17 protein-coding genes are annotated in these 18,314 nt (G+C 73.0%); 7 read left to right on the top strand and 10 right to left on the bottom strand.

The window, feature by feature from the left end; genetic code table 11:
- The first annotated feature begins 4 nt into the window (after window positions 1-4).
- The gene (locus tag ACYVK7_RS13940; protein WP_460888319.1) at window positions 5-1,189 is read left to right on the top strand and encodes an RNA polymerase sigma factor; all 1,185 of its coding nucleotides are present in this window, start codon (window positions 5-7) and stop codon (window positions 1,187-1,189) included.
- Here ACYVK7_RS13940 and ACYVK7_RS13945 read toward each other — a convergent pair.
- Entirely contained in the window at window positions 1,152-1,946 is a 795-nt protein-coding gene (locus ACYVK7_RS13945; protein WP_460888320.1) for a MerR family transcriptional regulator, read from the bottom strand. The two genes, ACYVK7_RS13940 and ACYVK7_RS13945, sit on opposite strands and share 38 nt — an antisense overlap.
- A 59-nt stretch (window positions 1,947-2,005) precedes the next feature.
- Here ACYVK7_RS13945 and ACYVK7_RS13950 point away from each other — a divergent pair, with 59 nt between their 5' ends.
- Entirely contained in the window at window positions 2,006-3,208 is a 1,203-nt protein-coding gene (locus ACYVK7_RS13950) for an erythromycin esterase family protein (RefSeq protein WP_460888321.1), read from the top strand.
- Here ACYVK7_RS13950 and ACYVK7_RS13955 read toward each other — a convergent pair.
- Entirely contained in the window at window positions 3,186-3,341 is a 156-nt protein-coding gene (locus ACYVK7_RS13955; protein ID WP_460888322.1) for a helix-turn-helix domain-containing protein, read from the bottom strand. The genes ACYVK7_RS13950 and ACYVK7_RS13955 overlap by 23 nt on opposite strands.
- Before the next feature lie 4 nt (window positions 3,342-3,345).
- Here ACYVK7_RS13955 and ACYVK7_RS13960 point away from each other — a divergent pair, with 4 nt between their 5' ends.
- Window positions 3,346-5,667: a Tn3 family transposase gene (locus tag ACYVK7_RS13960; protein ID WP_460888372.1), complete on the top strand. Its 2,322-nt coding sequence runs from the start codon at window positions 3,346-3,348 to the stop codon at window positions 5,665-5,667.
- A 61-nt stretch (window positions 5,668-5,728) separates the two neighbouring features.
- Entirely contained in the window at window positions 5,729-6,412 is a 684-nt protein-coding gene (locus ACYVK7_RS13965) for a hypothetical protein (RefSeq protein ID WP_460888323.1), read from the top strand.
- Window positions 6,413-6,522: 110 nt separating this feature from the next.
- Here ACYVK7_RS13965 and ACYVK7_RS13970 read toward each other — a convergent pair whose 3' ends face one another.
- Window positions 6,523-7,446 (bottom strand): tyrosine-type recombinase/integrase, encoded by a 924-nt coding sequence (locus ACYVK7_RS13970; RefSeq protein ID WP_460888324.1) that lies wholly within the window; start codon window positions 7,444-7,446, stop codon window positions 6,523-6,525.
- A gap of 426 nt (window positions 7,447-7,872) precedes the next feature.
- Between ACYVK7_RS13970 and ACYVK7_RS13975 the strand changes: the two genes are divergently transcribed.
- Together ACYVK7_RS13975 and ACYVK7_RS13980 are read left to right on the top strand one after the other, a co-directional pair.
- Window positions 7,873-8,817, top strand: a complete 945-nt coding sequence (locus tag ACYVK7_RS13975) for a DNA-binding protein (protein ID WP_460888325.1) — start codon at window positions 7,873-7,875, stop codon at window positions 8,815-8,817.
- Window positions 8,814-10,055, top strand: coding sequence for a CehA/McbA family metallohydrolase (locus ACYVK7_RS13980; RefSeq protein WP_460888326.1), 1,242 nt, complete (start codon window positions 8,814-8,816; stop codon window positions 10,053-10,055). Before ACYVK7_RS13975 ends, ACYVK7_RS13980 begins: the two co-directional genes overlap by 4 nt.
- On the opposite strand, the gene ACYVK7_RS13985 is transcribed toward ACYVK7_RS13980, so the two are convergent.
- The 6 genes from ACYVK7_RS13985 to ACYVK7_RS14010 all read right to left on the bottom strand — a co-directional run bounded on the left by ACYVK7_RS13985 (window position 10,045) and on the right by ACYVK7_RS14010 (window position 15,759).
- Window positions 10,045-11,508, bottom strand: coding sequence for an MFS transporter (locus ACYVK7_RS13985; RefSeq protein ID WP_460888327.1), 1,464 nt, complete (start codon window positions 11,506-11,508; stop codon window positions 10,045-10,047). The two genes, ACYVK7_RS13980 and ACYVK7_RS13985, sit on opposite strands and share 11 nt — an antisense overlap.
- A gap of 14 nt (window positions 11,509-11,522) precedes the next feature.
- Window positions 11,523-12,320 (bottom strand): ChbG/HpnK family deacetylase, encoded by a 798-nt coding sequence (locus ACYVK7_RS13990; RefSeq protein ID WP_460888328.1) that lies wholly within the window; start codon window positions 12,318-12,320, stop codon window positions 11,523-11,525.
- A gap of 54 nt (window positions 12,321-12,374) precedes the next feature.
- On the bottom strand, window positions 12,375-12,932 hold the full coding sequence (locus ACYVK7_RS13995; protein WP_460888329.1) for a hypothetical protein: 558 nt from the start codon (window positions 12,930-12,932) through the stop codon (window positions 12,375-12,377).
- Between the two features lie 238 nt (window positions 12,933-13,170).
- Entirely contained in the window at window positions 13,171-13,797 is a 627-nt protein-coding gene (locus tag ACYVK7_RS14000; RefSeq protein ID WP_460888330.1) for a hypothetical protein, read from the bottom strand.
- A gap of 106 nt (window positions 13,798-13,903) precedes the next feature.
- The gene (locus ACYVK7_RS14005; protein ID WP_460888331.1) at window positions 13,904-14,605 is read right to left on the bottom strand and encodes an FMN reductase; all 702 of its coding nucleotides are present in this window, start codon (window positions 14,603-14,605) and stop codon (window positions 13,904-13,906) included.
- The gene (locus ACYVK7_RS14010; RefSeq protein WP_460888332.1) at window positions 14,602-15,759 is read right to left on the bottom strand and encodes an LLM class flavin-dependent oxidoreductase; all 1,158 of its coding nucleotides are present in this window, start codon (window positions 15,757-15,759) and stop codon (window positions 14,602-14,604) included. Before ACYVK7_RS14010 ends, ACYVK7_RS14005 begins: the two co-directional genes overlap by 4 nt.
- Window positions 15,760-16,077: 318 nt before the next feature.
- On the opposite strand from ACYVK7_RS14010, the gene ACYVK7_RS14015 reads away from it, so the two are divergent.
- Window positions 16,078-16,422 carry an RNA polymerase-binding protein RbpA gene (locus ACYVK7_RS14015; protein WP_026365682.1) on the top strand — a complete coding sequence of 115 codons (345 nt, stop codon included), beginning with the start codon at window positions 16,078-16,080 and terminating at the stop codon, window positions 16,420-16,422.
- Window positions 16,423-16,539: 117 nt separating this feature from the next.
- Here the strand turns inward: ACYVK7_RS14015 and lnt are convergent, their stop codons facing one another.
- Entirely contained in the window at window positions 16,540-18,279 is a 1,740-nt protein-coding gene (gene lnt / locus ACYVK7_RS14020) for an apolipoprotein N-acyltransferase (protein WP_460888333.1), read from the bottom strand.
- Window positions 18,280-18,314 lie beyond the last annotated feature (35 nt).

An 18,314-nucleotide genomic window follows, 5' to 3' on the forward strand; every position in this document is an offset into this window, starting at 1 on the left:
CGGCATGGACCGGGACCGGGTGGAGAACCTGATGCGGACGATCGCGCCGCAGGCCCTGGGCGTCCTCGTCCGTCGCGGAGCAGACTTCGCGACGGCCGAGGACGCCGTGCAGGAGGCCCTCGTCGAGGCCGTGCGGCACTGGCCCGACGACCCGCCGGACGACCCGAAGGGGTGGCTCCTGCGCGTCGCCGGCCGCAAGCTGATCGACGCGCAGCGCGCCGAGGCCGCCCGGCGACGGCGGGAGGAACGGGTGCACGACGAGCCCGCGCCCGGGCCCGTCGAGCAGTCGGACGACACGCTGCTCCTGCTGAGCCGCTGCTGCCACCCCGCGCTGAGCCCCGCGTCGGCCGTCGCCCTGACGCTGCGCGCCGTCGGCGGGCTCACCACCGCGCAGATCGCGCGCGCGTTCCTGGTTCCCGAGGCCACCATGGCCCAGCGGATCTCCCGGGCCAAGCGCACGATCGCGGGCCGGCGGTTCGACACGCCCGGCGACGTGCGCGCGGTCCTGCACGTGCTGTACCTGATCTTCAACGAGGGCTTCACCGGCGAGATCTCCCTCGCGGCGGAGGCCATCCGGCTGACCCGCCAGCTCGCGGCCGCCACCGCCGCGGACGCGGCGAACGGCCAGGCACCGGCCGACCCGGAGATCGCCGGCCTGCTTGCCCTGATGCTGCTGCACCACGCTCGCAGGGATGCCCGGTACACGGCCTCGGGCGAGCTCGTGCCCCTCGACCAGCAGGACCGGTCACGGTGGGACACCGCGATGATCACCGAGGGCGTCGACGTGCTGCAGGCCGCCCTGGCACAGGACCGGCTCGGCCAGTACCAGGCACAGGCGGCGATCGCCGCCCTGCACGACGACGCCCCCGTGGCCGGCGAGACGGACTGGCCCCAGATCCTCCAGTGGTACGACGAGCTGGCCCGGCTCACGGACAGCCCCGTCGTCGCGCTCAACCGCGCGGTCGCGGTGGGACAGGTCGACGGGCCCCGGGCAGGGCTCGCCGTGCTCGGCGAGATCGACCCCGGCCTGACCCGGTGGGACGCCGTGGCCGCTCACCTGTACGAGCGCGCCGACGACGTCGACCGGGCCGTCCGGCACTACACGGCCGCCGCCGACCGGGCCACGAGCTCGGCGGAACGCACCCACCTGATCAAGCAGGCGGCGCGGCTGCGGTCCGCGCAGCCTTGAGATAGGCGTCCAGGGCCGCGGCCCCGGCCAGCATCGCCAGCCCCCGGTCGGACAGCCGCTCGTCCCAGGCGCTCAGCAGGGACTCCAGCGGCTCCAGCCCGCCCGCCGCCCGCACCTGAGCGATCAACGGCGCTATCTGCTCCAGCAGAAAGCCGCCCCGCCGGAGCTGATGGACCAGCTTGGCGTCCCGCACGTCGGCCGCGTCGTAGCGGCGGTAGCCGGTCAGCGGGTCCCGGCGCGGACGCACCAGCCCCGCGTGCTCCCAGGCACGCAGGGTCGCCGGGCGAAGGCGGAGCTGCGCCGCCAACGGTCCGATGAACGTCTCGTTCGGTACTGGCCGTCCGTGCTGTCCCGCGGGTGCTGCGGGCCCAGCGGCGTCCGCCTCGGGCACCAGGCCGCCCAGGGCCGCCCGAACCGCCTCGAGCGTGCTGCGGTCCTCGAGCAGCTCCGCATGGCTCTCGTCGAGGAGCCGGAACACCTCGCCGTACGCCCGCGCACCGTCGGCGGCGCCGGCCTCGTTGGCGGCCCGCAGGATCGCCGCGGCCGTCCGGTGACCGTGACCGGGCACCAGGGCGACGAACGCGCGCAGCGCCAGCGCGTGCAGGGCACCGTAGACGCGGTACCCGTGCGCCGTGCGCTCGGCCGCGGGCAGGATGCCGGCATCCTCGTAGTTCCGGACCGCCTGGGTGGACAAGCCGTGCTCCCGCGCCAGATCCACCGGCCGCAGCCGCACCGTGCTTTGAGGGTTCAGCCGCATGCTCCCACCACGATCGCCACCAAGGTCTCAACCGTTTCTTCAACGATACCGTTGAAGGAATGACGACAGACCTCAAGGAGACCACCGCACCCTTCGACCCGGCCGCCGTCCTGCGCCTGCTCCCGGCCCGGCCACGGCTCCTCGCGCTCGGCGAGCCCACCCACGGGGAGAACACACTCCTGGCCCGGCGCAACGAGCTCTTCCGCCACCTCGTCGAACAGGAGGGCTACCGCACGATCGCCCTCGAGAGCGACTGCCTGAGGGGCCTGCTCGTCGACGACCACGTCACCACCGGCGAGGGCGACCTCGACGACGTCATGGACCGCGGGTTCAGCCACGAGTGGGGCGCCCTCGAGGGCAACAGGGAGCTCGTCCGCTGGATGCGCGCGCACAACGAGGGCCGGCCCGCGACCGACCAGGTCCGCTTCGCCGGAGTCGACGGCCCGCTGGAGATCTCCGGTGCGGCGAGCCCACGGCAGGTCCTGACCGCCCTGCACGGCTATCTCGCGGACCGGGTCGACGCCGGCCTGCTGCCCGTCACCGCCGACGTGCTCGACACCCTGATCGGACCTGACGCCCCCTGGACCGAGCCGGCCGCGATGATGGACCCCGCCGGCGCCACGGGACAGTCGGCCGAGGCACGCGAGCTTCGCCTCGTCGCCGACGACCTGGAGACGCTGCTCAGCACCCAGGCGCCCCACCTCGTCGCCACGTCCTCACCCGAGGACTGGGACCGCGCCCGCCTGTACGGGCGCACCGCGACCGGCCTGCTGCGCTACCACTTCTGGCTGGCCGACACCTCGCCCGCACGCATGACCTGGCTGCTCGGCGTGCGCGACGCGATGATCGCCGCCAACCTCCTCGCCGTCACCCGGCGCGGCCCCACGCTCGCGTACGCCCACAACGGCCATCTGCAGCGTGGCCGCAGCACCATGAGCATGTGGGGCCACCCCCGCCTCGAGTGGTGGGGCGCGGGAGCGCTCGTGAGCTCGCACCTGGGTCAGGACTACGCCGTCCTGGCCACCGCCCTCGGCACCATCGAGCAGCACGGCGTGGGCGCCCCGCCGTCGGACACGGTCGAGGGACTCCTGTACGCACTGGGCGACGACCGCGTCGTCGACCCGCGTCGCCTCGCCGCAGCGCTCGCGGACGCGCTACCCGCTGCTCGTGTGTCGCCGTGGTTCGGGTACGCCCCGCTCGACCCGGCGCACCTGGCCGACCACGACGGCCTGGTGTTCGTCAGGGACGTCCGGCAGGCATGAGGGCCCGGCGCACGGCCCAGGAGCTCGGGCTGACACCCCGGGTCCGCTTGAACGCGGCACTGAACGCGAACGGGTCCGAGTAGCCGACGGCGTGCGCGATCTCGGCGACGGTCGCGGCGTCGCGCTCGGTCATCGGGATCAAGGCCAAGGCCGCCGACATCGCGAAGATGGGCGAGCCGCACCGCACCGCCACGCTGGTGGCCGCGGCCCGGCACCTGGAGGCCGTCGCGGTCGACGACGCGCTGGACCTGTTCCACGCGCTGATGGCGACCCGGCTGATCGCCCGGGCCCGCCGGGAAGCGGAGGCACACCGGCTGGAGTCGATGCCGCACCTGGAGCGGGCCTCGGCGACGCTCGCCGGGGTGACCAAGGCATTCGTCGCGGTCCTGACGGCCGCGCAGGAGGCCGGGAGCGTGGACGTGGACCAGGCGTGGGCCGCGATCGAGCAGGTCGCGCCCCGTCAGGAGGTCATCGGCGCGGCCGACGCCGTTTCCGACATGGTCCCGGACGACAACGTCGGCGAGTCCCAGCTGCGCCGGCTCCTGACCGACAAGTACCGGGTGGTTCGCCCGTTCCTGGAGCTGCTGTCCGAGGTGCTGCCGCTGGACGCGACCCCGGCCGCCGAGGGGCTCCTGGCCGAGGTGCGCCGGCTGCCGGACCTGGCCCGCCGTCGCCCGGCGATCAGGCCGCTGTCGGCCGACGACGTCGCGGCGGGCCTGGTGAACCCGGCCTGGCAGCGCGCGGTGTTCGCGAACCCGGACCTGCCCGACGGCGCGGCCGACCGGGACGCGTACGTGCTGTGCGTGCTGGAGCACTTCCACCGGGCGCTGCGCCGGCGCGACGTGTTCGCGACCTGCTCGGTCCGGTGGGCCGACCCGCGCGCGCAGCTGCTCGACGGCGACCGGTGGGCGGCCCGTAAGAGCGAGATCACCGCTTCTCTCCAGCTCGACGGACCCGTGCAGGCGCACCTGGCCGAGCTCGTCGGCACGCTGGACGCGGCCTGGCGCCAGCTCGCCGACCGCATCGCGGCGGCCGGCCCGGACGCCGGGGGGGGGCGGCTCGAGGCCGACAACCGGGGGCGCATGCGCCTGGACGTGGACCGGCTCGAACGCGAGCCCGAGCCCGACTCCCTGAAGGACCTGCGCGCGACCGTGGCAGGGATGCTGCCGCACGTGGACCTGCCCGACGTGCTGCTGGAGGTCCACTCCTGGACCGGGTTCCTGGAGGAGTTCACCCACACTGCGGGCCGGGCCACCCGCCTGGCGGACCTGGCCGTGTCCCTCACCGCGGTCCTGGTCGCGGAGTCCTGCAACGTCGGTTTCCGGCCCGTGGCCAGCGGGTCGGTGCCCGCCCTGACGTACGACCGGCTCTCCCACGTCGCACAGAACTACCTGCGTGCCGAGACGTTCACGGCCGCCGCCGGGCGCCTCATTGACGCCCAGGCCGGCAGCCAGGTCGCCACGGCTTGGGGCGGGGGTCTGGTCGCCTCGGTCGACGGGATGCGGTTCACCGTGCCCGTGGTGACCCTGAACGCCGCGCCGAACCCGAAATACTTCGGCATGAAGAAGGGCCTGACCTGGCTGAACGCGATCAACGACCAGTTCGCCGGGATCGGCGCTGTCACTGTGCCCGGCACCGTGCGCGACAGCCTCTACATCCTGGACACCGTGCTCGGTGTCGACGGCGGACCCAAGATCGAGCACGTCATCACCGACACCGCTTCCTACTCCGACATCGTCTTCGGCCTCTTCCGCATCCTGGGCTACCGGTTCACCCCGAACATCGCCGGGATCGGAGACCAGCGGCTGTGGCGCGCAACCGGGCCCGGCGAGGCCACCGGCGACTACGGCGCGCTGAACCCGATCGCCCGCCACCGCGTGAACCTGGCCCGGATCACCGAGCACTGGCCAGACATGGTGCGCGTGGCTGCGACCCTCGTCGACGGCGGCGTGCGCGCCTACGACCTGCTGCGCGTGCTGGCCCTGGTCGACCCCGTCGAGACCGGCTACCGGCGGGGCATCCGCCGCCAGCAGAACATGAGCGAGTCCCGCCACGCCCTGGCCCGCCGGATCTACCACGGACAGCGCGGGGAGATGCGCAAGACCTACCGCGAGGGCCACGAGGACCAGCTCGGCGCACTCGGCCTGGTCCTGAACGCCGTCGTGCTGTGGAACACCCGCTACATCGACGCCGCCCTGGACCAGCTGCGCGCCGACGGCCACGCCGTCGAGGCCGCCGACGTCGCCCGCCTCACCCCGCTCGGGTACGCCCACCTGAACTTCCAGGGCCGCTACAGCTTCACCGACCCCACCCCGGCCGGCCTGCGCCCCCTGCGCCACGTCGGCGACGACGGCGAGGGCGAACGAGGTGCTCGCGAGACAGGGGCTGCACCGCATGGCGAAAAACCCCGTTCTGGACTTGGAGTGTCGTCCCGGCGCATCAGCGAGCCGAGACCATAGCCTGAGGCCACTAGTCCCCCGCACACCCTGGCCGGGGATAGTTCTGCTTGGAGGAAACCCAGTGCACCTTCGGCAACGAATCGGATCCGTCGTCCTGGCCGCCGCGCTCGTCGCGGCACCAGCCACGGCTCACGCAACCAGCGACCCCGTACCAGGAGTGTTCACCGCCCCGTCGTCCAACGCCGCCGACCCGCAGCGACTGGTCCTGGACGAGCTGTCCACGATCCAGCCCCGTGAGGACGCGCAGGCTCTGGCAGGCGCGGGCAACGCGCAGGTCCTGATGGACGCCGCGACCGGCCAGGTCTTGGCGGCCGAGCCCAACGACGGAACCCATGTGGTGGACGGCGTAGTCACCGATGCTCCGGTGACGTCGTCGGCCGAAATGGAGGCGTTCATCCTGTCCGACGCCCCCAAGGCGCTCGTCCAGGACGTCGACACGGGAAAGTTCACCGAGGTGCGCCAGGGGTACGAGGACGGCGCCGGCACCCAGGCGGTGCGCTCTCCCTGCCAGGCCAGCGACCTTTGCCTGCTGCCCATCTCGACGCCCTACGCCAACTACGGCTTCTACAACGCCGGGATCAACAACGGATCGTGGGCCAACAGGCTCGGCTTCGACACCAACAGCTGGGAGGGCCGTACCACGCCCAGCAATGGGGTGACCGGAGGCTGGGTGGGTCGCAACACCGTGGTGACCTACAGCTCCGTCCCGCAGACGGTCATCCGGGTCGAGCTGCGCACCCCGTAGCGACACCCGAGAGCACCGCCCACCGGCCCCTTCCTCCCACGCGGAGGAAGGGGCCGTGTCGCGTGCTGGAGGCCGTAGTCACCCCGATCCCGGGGGGCTCTGGCCAGGACTCAGCGTCGCTGCGCGGCAGGGTCGCGGGCTGTCTGCCAGCGCGCAAGGCTCTCGGGTGAGACACGGGTGTACCGGGCCAGGGACGCCACCGAGGTGTGTCCGGAGTAGGCCAGCAGGGTCGAGGTGTTCGCGCCGTCCTCGGCGGCGTGGGTCAGCGCCGAGTGCCGCAACTGGTGCAGCGTGGCCCCGCCGGCGTGCTCGCTGAACAGCTCCGCGGCGCGCCGGTAGGACAACCGCGCACGCCCGGTGTGGGCGTCGACATCGGCCGCCGCCAGCTCGACCCTCGCGCGCCGGCCGGTGGTGAACACCGGGCCCGTGGTACGTCCGGACAGCAGCCGGGGCAGCAGGCGGGCGGTGGCGGTGCGCCAGGTGATGACGTCGGCGGCGCCGCCCTTGCGTCGTACCCGTGCCCGCCGGTTGCGCAGGTCGAGCTCCTCGACGTCCAGCGCGAGCACCTCGTTCGCGCGGGCGGCCGACTCGTGCAGCAGCCGCCACAACGTCCGCTCGCGCAGGTTCAGGCCATCGGCGGAGAGCAGCCGCTCTACCTCTGCGCGGTCCAACGCCCGGGTGCGGTCGGGCGTGCGGGGCCGGTGCCGGATACGGCGCAGGGGGTCGCCGGTCAGCCACCCCTGATCGCGCCACCAGGCCATCGCCGCCGACAGCCCGCTGAGCCGCGCGTTGAACGTCGCCGGCAACGCCGTGCCCCACGAGCCGGTAAACCACTCACTGACTCGGTCCGCGGCTTCCTCGCCCTCGAGGACCGTCAGCGGCCTGCGGGGACCGAACCGGCGAGCCAGCGCGTCCAGCACGGTGCGGTAGGCGCGGGTCGTGTTCGGGTTGTCGACCTCGGCGAGGAACGCCTCTGCCGCACGTGTGATGTCCGGGGCGGGCACCCCGACGTCGAGCCGGTGAACAGTGCCCACAGACGCCTCCCACCGCTATCGCAGATAACCATGTCGAGTAACCCGCGTCGCGCAGGGACGTCCATGCAGGTCGCCGCCGACCTGACCGCAGATAATCCCTGCTCATCTGCGGTCAATGCCCGCACGGGCGTCACCGCCCGCCACCCGAACCCCCTGACCAGGCTTAGCGCCAACCATCGCGCGGGGGTTACTCAACCTCGGTGTACTGAGGTCTGCGCTGCTCACCATGTGCTCTCCGGAGCGATTCACAGGCGTCTCCGACGACCCCTGAACGCTGCAAGTACGCCATTTCTTGTCATAGTGCGCACCCGCTTCAGGAAAGCGGGTGCGTAGTGTGTGGAGACCAGAGTAGGAGTAGGATCGTGGCACTACTCGTACTACTACGCGTGGTGACGGAACTGGACGACGAACTGATCGGGGAACGACGTGCGGGACAAGGAACGGGTCTTCCAGGCGGCCGAGGACCTGACGGCCGAGGGCACGCCCGTGACGGTGACGAACGTGCGCGAGCGGGCAGGCTGCTCCAACGCAGCGGCCACCAGGTACCTGCGGGAGTGGCGTGACGCGAAGGCGGCGGAGGACGAGGCCCGGCAGTCGTTGCCCGACCTCCCGCCCGCGGTCACCGCGCTCGTGGACCGCGGCGTGGACGCCCTGTGGGGTGCGGCCGTCCAGGTCGCCCGGTCCGAGCACGAGGCCGCTGCCGCGGCACAGGACGAGGCGCTCACCGCCGTCGTCGGCGAGGCGGACGCCCTGGCGGCACGGGTGGACGAGGCGGACGCCGAGCTGGCCCAGTTCCGCGCGGTGCTGGAACAGGCTCGCGAGCACGCCCGGTCCGCGGAGGAGGAGCGGGCGGCGACGGAGAAGGAACGTGCGGAGGCGACGGCGGTCGCGAGCCGGCTGGAGAGCGAGCTCACCGCGGCACGGCAGGCCCTGGAGACCGTACGGGACGAGCTCGCCCAGGAGCGGGCCGCCACGGCGGCGGCCGAGCGCGCCCGGGCCGACGCGGAGGCGGCCCGCGCGCAGGCGGAGGGCGCCGCCCTCGGGCTGCGGGAGTCGCTGGCAGACGTGCGCGGGGCGCTCGAGGCCGCGCGGGACGACGCCGCTCAGGCTCACCGGGATCGCGCCGACGCCGAGGCGGCCCGGTCGGCCGCACAAGCGTCGGTCGCCCGGTTCGAGGGCGAGCTGCAGGCACTGCGTGACGGCCTGGAGTCGGCCCGGGCGCAGGCGACCGAGGCCGACCGGGCGCGCGTGGCTGCGCTGGCCGCGCAGGCGCAGGCCGAGGGCACGGCGGCCGGGCTGCGGGAGGCGCTTGCGGCCGCGGTGTCGGCGTCCGGCCGGTCGGAACCCGAGGCTCAGGGACGCACCGAGTGACCCGCCAGCAGCGCCGCCTGCGCCTGTCGCTCGAGGACCAGATCGAGAACCGGTACCTGGAGGTGCCGTTCGAGCTGCCGCCCGCCGGGGCACCGGCCCTGGAGGTGACTCTCGCGTACGACCGTGACGCCGCCGTCATCGACCTGGGCTGCCGTGACCCGGAACGCTGGCGCGGGTGGTCGGGCGGCGCGCGGTCCCGCTTCGCGATCACGCCGGCCGCCGCGACCCCGGGGTACGAGCCCGGCGAGCTGGTCCCGGGCCGGTGGGCGGTGGTCCTCGGCCTGCACGGGATGCCCGCCGAGCCCGTCGACGTCACGGTCACGATCGCCACGGGGGTCGACGCCGGCGCGGTCGAGGACGAGCCGCCCGCTCCCCCGCCGCCGTCGGGCACCCGGGGCCGGACCCGGCTCGGCCGGGACCTGCCCGCACCCGACGGGCTGACCTGGTACGCGGGTGACCTGCACGCGCACACCACGCACTCGGACGGGACGCTGAGCATCGCCCGGCTCACGGCGGCCGCGGCGGACCGCGGCCTGGACTTCCTCGCCGTCACGGACCACAACACCGTCTCGCACCACCGACACCTGCCGGGCGTCGGCGCGGCGTACGACCTGTGTCTCGTGCCGGGTCAGGAGGTGACCACGCACGCGGGTCACGCCAACGCGTTCGGCGACATCGGCTGGGTCGACTTCCGGCGTCCGGCCGCGCAGTGGCTGTCCGACGTCGAGGTGCGCGGCGGGCTGCTCTCCGTGAACCATCCGGTGCAGGACGACTGCGGCTGGCTGTACCCGGTACGGACCGGGTTTCTCGAGCTGTGGCACATCTCGTGGTTCCTCGACCTGACGGCCACGGGCCCGTGGGCCTACCTGCTGGCGTCGAGCGAAGGGGCGCACCCGGTGCTGCTGGGCGGCAGCGACTTCCACACACCGGATCAGGGCTACCCGCCGGGCACACCCACCACGTGGGTCGCTGCCGAGGAGCGCACACCGGAGGCGATCCTCGACGCCGTGCGCCTCGGACGCACCGCGATCAGCCGGTTCCCCGGCACGGGAGAGCCCGTGCTGGTCCGGTCGGGCGACGACCTGGTCGCGGTCGACGCCGACGGCACGGTCCTGGTGGACGTCGCGGGCCGGCGCCGTCGGGTGCGCGGCGCCCGGGCCACGTTCCCGGCCCCGGGCGAGCACGGCCCGTACCGCCTGGAGGCCGCCGACCGGACGCTGCTCGCGATCAGCGCGTGACCGGCGCAGGGCCTTGAGCAGGGCCCTGCGCCGGTCCGTGCGGCGGTCCGTGCGGCGAACCCGCCTCCTGAGCCTCCTGCGGCGCGGGCGGCAGGTGGATGAACCGCGAGACGGTGGTGCCGATCACGAGCAGCGCGAACGGGTACAGGGACAGGTACACCCGGAACGCCTGCCCGGGGTCCGGGCCGGGGTCGGCACCCGAGCGGTAGCCGAACCACATGGCCAGCGACGCGAGCGCCCCGGCGGTCACCAGGCCGTTGAGCCGGCCGAGCACCCCGAACGCCGCCAGGAACAGGCCGCTGCGGTGCGTGCCGTGGCGTGCGGCGTCCGCGTCGAGCACCCTGGCGATGACCACGTCGTTCGTCGCCAGCAGCCCCGAGTACCCGACCGCGACCGACAGCCCACCGAGGATCCCCGTGACGAGGTCGGTCGCGAAGTACAGGGGCACGAACCCGACGGCCGCGACCGGCAGCGCGAGCCGCCACGTCCAGGCCGCTCCCTTGCGGCGCACCACGGCGGCCCACACCCCGAGCATCCCGATGGACACGGCGATCACGACCAGCTGGAGGATGCTCGCGTCCAGCGCGGAGCCGCCGAGCGTGTGGTGCACGTACAGCTGCAAGCCGCCGAGGACGAGCGCCATCGCAGCGCCGTAGCAGGCGTTGACGAGCCCGACCGTCCAGAAGTGCGACGTCGACAGAATCTGCCCCACCGACCGGAAGAACAACGGCTTGGGCTCCGCGTCGAGAGCCGGGTCCTCCCGCACCCCGAACGCCGTCCAGAGGATCACCACCGCCGACACGACGCCGAAGATCACCGCGAGACGCCCGTAGCCGACCGTCGACCCCTCGGTACCCAGCACGTTCCGGGCCAGGACCGGTGTCAGCGCGAGGGCGATCACGAGCGCGATCAGCTGCGCGCCCTGCCGCACCGCGTTCGCCGTCGCCCGGCGCCGCTCGTGCGAGAACAGCTCCGGAAGCAGCGCGCCGTAGCTCGCGTTGATGAGCGAGTCGGCCATCTCCGTGGTGATCGCGAAGAGGGCGAACCACACGGCGAGCCCCACCGCGGAGTCCGCCACCGGTCCCGGCACGGAGAACAGGGCGATCGTCGTGACCGCCAGCACCAGCGCCCCCGTGACCAGGTACGGCCGGCGCCGCCCCCAGCGTGACCTCGTCCGGTCGGACAGGTACCCGAACACCGGGTTGTCCAGCGCGTCGAGTACCCCGTACACCGCGTACACCGTCGCGTAGACGACGGCGTCCAGGCCGAGCAGCTCCACGTACACGTAGAGCATCGAGCCCTTGACGAGGTTGATGGGCAGCGACGTGCCGAACATCCCCGCGCCGTAGCGCAGCGGCGACGTCCCCGCCGGGCGCGTGCCCGGTGCCCCACCTGATGTACTACCCGGTGCCGTACCCGATCTACTACCCGGTGCCGCTGACTCGGCGTCCACGTCGGTGAGCCTACTCACCACCTGGCGACGAGGTCGATGCCCTGCCGCTCGATCTCCCGGGCGAAGACCGGGTCGCCCAGCAGCCGCAGCTCCCACGTCCGCTTGCGCCACCACCGGGCCGAGCCCGCACGCAGGTGCGCCGTGTCCGGCGCCGGGTGCAGGAAGATCTCGCTCGCCCCCTCGGGCAGCCGGCCCAGCAGCCGCAGGTAGTGGTCGCGCAGGGCGCCGTAGTGAGCTGTCTCCGCGTCCCCGTCACGGTGCGTGGCGATGACCCGCGGCAGACGCACCCCGGTCGCGTCGGCGGACGCGACGGCGCTCGCGTGCCGGGCCCGCACGCCGGCCGTCGCCAGCACCGGGTCGTCGTCGCCGTACAGCTCCAGCCCTCGCGGCAGCCGGAACGCCAGGCCTCTGCGTGCGCACACGTCGATCGCCTCGGCCAGGTAGGAACGGTCCCGCAGCCCGTAGAGCGTGCCCTCGTGGGAGTCCAGGCGGTCGGGTGGGCGCGCGCCGACGGCGGTGGTGACCCGCGCCAGGGCGTCGACCTGTGCGCCGACCCGGTCCGCGACGTCGTCGAAGCCGCCCGGCGGTGCGGGCGTGGGCAGCACCACGTGGACACCGGGCGCGACGTCGGGGGCCGACCGGGCGACGAGCTTCACGGCGCGCGCCGCACCGGGGTTCTCCGACCCGTCGGGGCACGCCGTGATCACGCTGACCGCCGTCAGCGGGGAGCCGCCCAGCAGCGCGGCGATCTCACGGTCGGCGTCAGGGTCCGTGCCGGCGTCGTCAGCGGTGAGAACGAGACTGCGCGTCATGCGCCCAGTCTGGCGCAGCGGGCCCCGGCCCCTCGGCCGCACCCGCCGTCCGGGTCAGGTCCGGCCGATCACACTGGTGCCCAGGACGTCGCCCGCCTCGCCCAGCAGCACCTCGAGCTCCCACGGCGTCGTGACGTGCGGGATCGCCGCGGGCACACAGGTCAGCATCGCCGTGTGCAGCGTCAGGCTCGCCCCCAGCGTGTCCGACCGCCACACCCCGGGACCGACCACCTCGAACTCCCCCGCCTCCGTACGGTGCAGGACGACCACGTACTCCTGCCCCTCCAGCAGCACGGCCGACAGGCCGGCACCCGGCGGCGACGATGCCGACCCGACCTGGGTGACGGCGAGGCTGGCATTCTTCGCGACGGCACCGAGCAGCACCTTGCGCAGCTGGAGCTCGGTGCGGGTGTACGGCACCTCGTCGACGACGTCCACGGCCGCGTCCCCCGCCTGCACCACGGCGACGACGTCGGCGTCGGCCACGAGCTGCTCGACCGTGCCGTACTCCTCCGGCACGGTGACGTCCGCGGCGTCCGTGCCGGACGTGCAGCCGCACAGGAGCCCGACCAGGCCGAGCACACCAAGGGCCACCGTCACCCGACGTCGCATCGCCGTTCCGCCTCCCTCGTCCTCGTCGCAGGTGCCTCGTTCGGCACCTCCCCCTGTGCAGAGGGAGGGACAGGACGTAGCGCGTGGTGCAACCGAATGCTCCTCCGCCGCACACGACCAGGACAAGAGCCCACGCGGACGAACCACGCCCCGGCGGGCAGACGATTTACCACGATGTGAAAACCCGGCGGCCGACCACCGGAGCGCCCCGGGATCTCCCGGCTGACCTGGGGATTCGTCAGGCGGCGTGCGCCCTGCCGATCGCGCGCACCAGACCCGAGGTGGAGAGCGACCCCTTGCGGTACCGCTCCACCGCGGCGACCAGTGCCTCACCCACGTCGCGCGGCACCCGCGAGGACCGGGCCGACGGGTGCCAGATCTCCCGCTCGAACACACCGGTGCGCCGAGCCGGCCCCCGGAAGAGTCGGCCGGCCAGCGGCGGCGGCCCTGGAACCGGCCCTGGGACCGGCCCTGGGACCGGCCCTGGCGGCGGCACGGGCGCGGCGTCCGGCGGCGCAGGGACAGGAGCGTGCGCGGGAGGCGGCGGCGCCGGGACGTTCGCGAGGAGCGACGCACGGTAGCGGGACCCCGGGTCCCACCGCAGCGTCGGCACGGGCGGCTTGACCGGCTGGACACCGGTGGGCGCGCGGCGCGGCGCCGGAGGGTCGGGCAGCTCTGCGGTGTCCGTGGACGCGGCGCTCGCCGGCTGTCCGGTGTGTGCTGCTTGTTCCGCGTGCGCTGCCCGCAGCGCGGTCACGATGCGGGCGACGCGCCCGGGGTCGAGGTTCGGGTGCGTGTGCCCGGCGGGGTGGTCCGCTCCCGAACCGTCCGGGTCCGAGACCTGGCTCTTCGTACCGTCCCCCATGAGCGCGCTCCCTCACCGTCGATCCGGCCGCGACCGGCGGCGACCGCTGTCCCCTATGTTCCCTGCCCTGACCTGGGCAGGCAAGCCCCTGACCGGGGGCGGGGCGTCATTCGCCGCCGAGCATGTCCAGGAAGCTCGGGGTGCTCGAGAACGGGTCGGCCGGCTTGTCGCGCTCGCCTCGCGCGAACACGAGGTCGGCGAGGGACCGGCCCGCGCGCTCGATGCGCTGCGCGAGGGAGCTGCCGGTGCCGTCCTGCCCGCTCGAGGACTGCGCCCAGTCGTCGGTGGCGGCGAAGACGGACGTGGTGACGACGTCGGCCCGCAGGTAGGTGAACAGGGGACGCAGGGAGTACTCGAGCGCGAGGGAGTGGCGTGGCGTGCCACCGGTGGCGCCGAGCAGCACGGGCATCCCGGTCAGGGCCTCCTTGTCGAGGATGTCGACGAATGACTTGAACAGCCCCGAGTAGGTGGTGGTGAACAGGGGTGTGACGGCGACGAGGGCGTCGGCGTGCACGACGGTCTCGATGGCGGTGGCCAGGTCACCCGTGGGGAACCCGGTGAGCATGGCGTCGACGATCGCGTGACCGTGGTCGCGCAGCTCGATCATCTCGACGTCGACGTCGTGCCCGAGGGCCGTGAGCTCGGTCGCCGTGGCGCCGGCCAGGCGGTCGGCGAGCAGCCGCGTGGACGACGGCTGCCCCAGCCCCGCGTGCACGACGGCGATGGTGCGCCGGTCGCGGTCCTCGACGGTCTGGATGCCGGTCTGGATGCCGTCCTCGGTGCTGCTGCCGGTGGTGGTGCCCGTCATGACAGGACCTCCTCTGCTCGCTTGCCGGTGTACTCGTCCCCGCCGTCGCCGACGTGGGTGGCGCCCGTCTCGCCCTTCGCCCGGGCGGCGGCGACGCGCTCCGCGTGCGTGGGCGGGTTCGCCGGTACGTCGGCGGGGCGCTTGGCGTCGGCGATCTTGCGCAGCTCGGGCACGACGTCGGAGGCGAGCAGGTCGATCTGTTCGAGGACCGTCTTGAGCGGGAGGCCCGCGTGGTCCATGAGGAACAGCTGACGCTGGTAGTAGCCGACGTCGTCGATGAACGAGCCGTACCGGTCGACGACCTGCTGCGGCGACCCGACGGTCAGCGGCGTCTCCCGCGTGAAGTCCTCCATGGAGGGGCCGTGGCCGTAGACGGGGGCGTTGTCGAAGTAGGGGCGGAACTCGTCCCACGCGGCCTGGCTGTTCTTGCGCATGAACGCCTGGCCGCCCAGACCCACGATCGCCTGGTCGGCGCGGCCGTGGCCGTAGTGCTCGAAGCGCTGCCGGTAGAACTGCACCATCTGCTTGGTGTGCGTCATGGGCCAGAAGATGTTGTTGTGCAGGAATCCGTCACCGTAGTAGGCGGCCTGCTCGGCGATCTCCGGGCTGCGGATCGAGCCGTGCCACACGAAGGGCGGCACGCCGTCCAGCGGCCGCGGCGTGGAGGTGAAGCCCTGCAGCGGGGTGCGGAACTTGCCCTCCCAGTCCACGACGTCCTCGGTCCACAGGCGGCGCACGAGCGCGTAGTTCTCGATCGCGAGCGGGATGCCCTGGCGGATGTCCTGCCCGAACCACGGGTAGACCGGGCCGGTGTTCCCGCGGCCCATCATGAGGTCCATGCGGCCGTCCGAGATCACCTGGAGCATCGCGTACTCCTCGGCGATGCGGACCGGGTCGTTGGTCGTGATCAGCGTCGTCGCGGTGGACAGGGTGATGTTCTTGGTGACGCCGGCCAGGTAGCCGAGCATCGTCGTCGGGCTGGAGGCCACGAACGGCGGGTTGTGGTGCTCACCGGTGGCGAAGACGTCGAGGCCCGCCTCGTCCGCGTGCTTCGCGATGGTGAGCATCGCCCGGACCCGTTCGGTGTCGTCCGGGGTGTGCCCCGTGGTCGGGTCCGTCGTCACGTCGCTGACACTGAAGATCCCGAACTGCATGATGCCGCGCTCCCTGATCGTGGTGCTGATGATGCTCTGAACGAGCTATCCATGCAGATGCATGAACACTCCCGTCAACCGGCTGCTACTGTCGATTGTTCCCACCTGGACTACTCCTACCAGGCGCGACGCACGTGAGATCGGGCACATACGCGCCCATTTTGCCCGGAGTGCGCTTGCGTGCGCACATCCGACGCGTAGCCTGATCAGACGGCTGGAAGATGACGGCCGGAACGGCTGGAACATCACAGAGGGTCCCCGCGTTGGCACTACGGACCTTTTTCCGCCACCTATCCCGACAACCCTCTGGAGGACATCGTGCCCGACCGGTCCCTGCGCGGTATGAGCATCGGTAGTAAGAGCATGGAGTCCGACGAGGGCGTGGACTTCGCCCCTCGGTTCCAGGCCTACTACGACTGCCCCAACGGCCACACCATCATCCTGCCCTTCGCCACCGACGCGGACGTCCCCCCGATCTGGGAGTGCCGCTGCGGCGAGGAGGCACTGCTGCGCGACGCCGAGAAGCCGGAGCCCAAGGCGACCAAGCCCCAGCGCACCCACTGGGACATGCTGCTGGAGCGCCGCACCGTCAAGGAGCTCGAGGACCTGCTCGACGAGCGCCTCGAGCTGCTGCGCGCCGGCAAGCTCCGCCGCTCCGCCTGACCGCAGAACGGCTCGCAGCCCACTGCGACAACTGAACGACCGCAGAACGACCGTCGGGTCCAGGCCACCAGGCCTGGACCCGACGGTCGTTCTCTACCCTGCGAGACCCTGCGAGCTCTACCCCTGCGAACCCACAGCCGCCCGTGCCCCGGCCTGGCGACGCCGCGCACCCGCACCACCCACCACACCCGCCATCAGCAGCACCACCGCGAGACCACCTGCCACCCAGCCCGGCCAGTACCCCGCCGCCACCGCAGGCGTGATCGACGACCGCAACGGCAGGCTCGCCACGAACTCGTCAGCCGTGAACAACCCCGTACGCCGCACCACCGTGCCGTCCGGCGTGATCACCCCCGACACCCCCACCGTCGAGATCTGCACCGTCGCCCGACCCGTCGTGACCGCCTGCACCCGCGACATCGCCAGCTGCTGCGTCGACTCCGCCGTGAAACCGAACGACGCGTTGTTCGTCGGGACCACCAGCACCCCCGCCCCCTCCAGCACCGCGTCCCGCACGATCTCGTCGTACGCCACCTCGAAACAGATCGCGACACCCAACCGGTAGTCCCCCTGACCCAACCGGCTCGGCACGTCGACGTACGGCGGGTTCACCGCCGCGATCATGTCCGTCGTCACCCGGTCCACCTGGTCCGACAGCAACGACACGAACGGCCGCAACGGGATGTACTCACCGAACGGCGCCGGATGCTGCTTCGCATACCGCCCGATCACCCCGCTGCCCGCCTGCCACAACAACGACACGTTGTACCGCCCACCGGCCTCAGGGAACTCCTGCGCCCCCACCAGGATCGGCGCACCCACCGCCGCCGCAGCCTCGTCCAGCCCCCGCGCGACCTCCGGAGTCGTCTGCGGATCCAGGTCGCTGCCGTTCTCCGGCCACAGCACCACGTCCAGCTCACCCGCATAGTCCTCCGCCAGCGCGTACGTACCCTCCAGGTGGTTGTTCAACACCTCCGCCCGGTTCGCGAACGCTCCCAGCCCCGGCTCCCCCACGTCCCCCTGCACCGCACCCGCCCACAGGACACCCTCCTCGGCCAGATCACTCCCCGCGTCATACACCTCACCACCCTCCGGCGTCTCGACCGCACCGGCGCTCGCGGATGTGGGCAGCGGCAGCACCAGCGGCACGGCGACGACCGCCGCACCCAGCGTGAGGATGCCGACGGCGCGGCCCAGCTCGCGCACCGGTGCGCGACCGCGCGGCACGCGTCCAGGTGCCGCACCCGCGGGTGCCGGGCCCGCGGGTGCCGGGCCCGCGGGTGCCGGGCGGCGGCGGACGGCGCGGACCAGGCCGGCGACGGCCAGGGCGAGGAGCACGCCGGCGAAGGCGACCAGGAAGGTCACCGCGACGGTGCCGCCGAGCCAGGCGGCGCGCCCGGTCGGGGCGTCCGCCATGGCCCACGCGAGGCGGCCCCAGGGGAACCCGCCGAACGGGATCTCGGCCCGCCACTGCTCCACGGCGACGAACAGCACGGAGAAGGCCGCGGCGAGGCGCCAGCCGCGCCGCCGCAGGAACCTCGCGCGGCGCACCCAGGTCCACAGGCCGCCGAACGCGGCGAGGAACAGGGCTTCCACGGACGCGATGGCGATCCAGGGCGCCGTCTCCGTGGACTCGTGCGCCCACCAGAGGTGCGGCAGAAAGAAGGCGAGGCCGAACAGGAGGCCCATCAGGGTGTTCCACCACGCGTCGTCCCGGCCGAGCGCCCAGTACAGGACGGCCACGGCGACGAACGCCGCCGGCCAGACGCCGGCGTCGGGGAACGCGGACCACAGGACGAGGCCGCCGGTCACCGCGAGGAACAGGGACAGGAGCCGGGACGGCTCGGGCAGGCGCACGCCAGCAGCCTACCCGCGGCGACCGCGCCGGTCGT

It is taken from the genome of Promicromonospora xylanilytica, from assembly GCF_054782895.1.

Bases quoted from the DNA above. Each gene is read 5' to 3' on its own strand.
- ACYVK7_RS13940 (WP_460888319.1), top strand. From the start codon at position 5: ATGGACCGGGACCGGGTGGAGAACCTGATGCGGACGATCGCGCCGCAG.
- ACYVK7_RS13945 (WP_460888320.1), bottom strand. From the start codon at position 1,946: ATGCGGCTGAACCCTCAAAGCACGGTGCGGCTGCGGCCGGTGGATCTG.
- ACYVK7_RS13950 (WP_460888321.1), top strand. From the start codon at position 2,006: ATGACGACAGACCTCAAGGAGACCACCGCACCCTTCGACCCGGCCGCC.
- ACYVK7_RS13955 (WP_460888322.1), bottom strand. From the start codon at position 3,341: ATGACCGAGCGCGACGCCGCGACCGTCGCCGAGATCGCGCACGCCGTC.
- ACYVK7_RS13990 (WP_460888328.1), bottom strand. From the start codon at position 12,320: ATGACGCGCAGTCTCGTTCTCACCGCTGACGACGCCGGCACGGACCCT.
- ACYVK7_RS13995 (WP_460888329.1), bottom strand. From the start codon at position 12,932: ATGCGACGTCGGGTGACGGTGGCCCTTGGTGTGCTCGGCCTGGTCGGG.
- ACYVK7_RS14000 (WP_460888330.1), bottom strand. From the start codon at position 13,797: ATGGGGGACGGTACGAAGAGCCAGGTCTCGGACCCGGACGGTTCGGGA.
- ACYVK7_RS14005 (WP_460888331.1), bottom strand. From the start codon at position 14,605: ATGACGGGCACCACCACCGGCAGCAGCACCGAGGACGGCATCCAGACC.
- ACYVK7_RS14010 (WP_460888332.1), bottom strand. From the start codon at position 15,759: ATGCAGTTCGGGATCTTCAGTGTCAGCGACGTGACGACGGACCCGACC.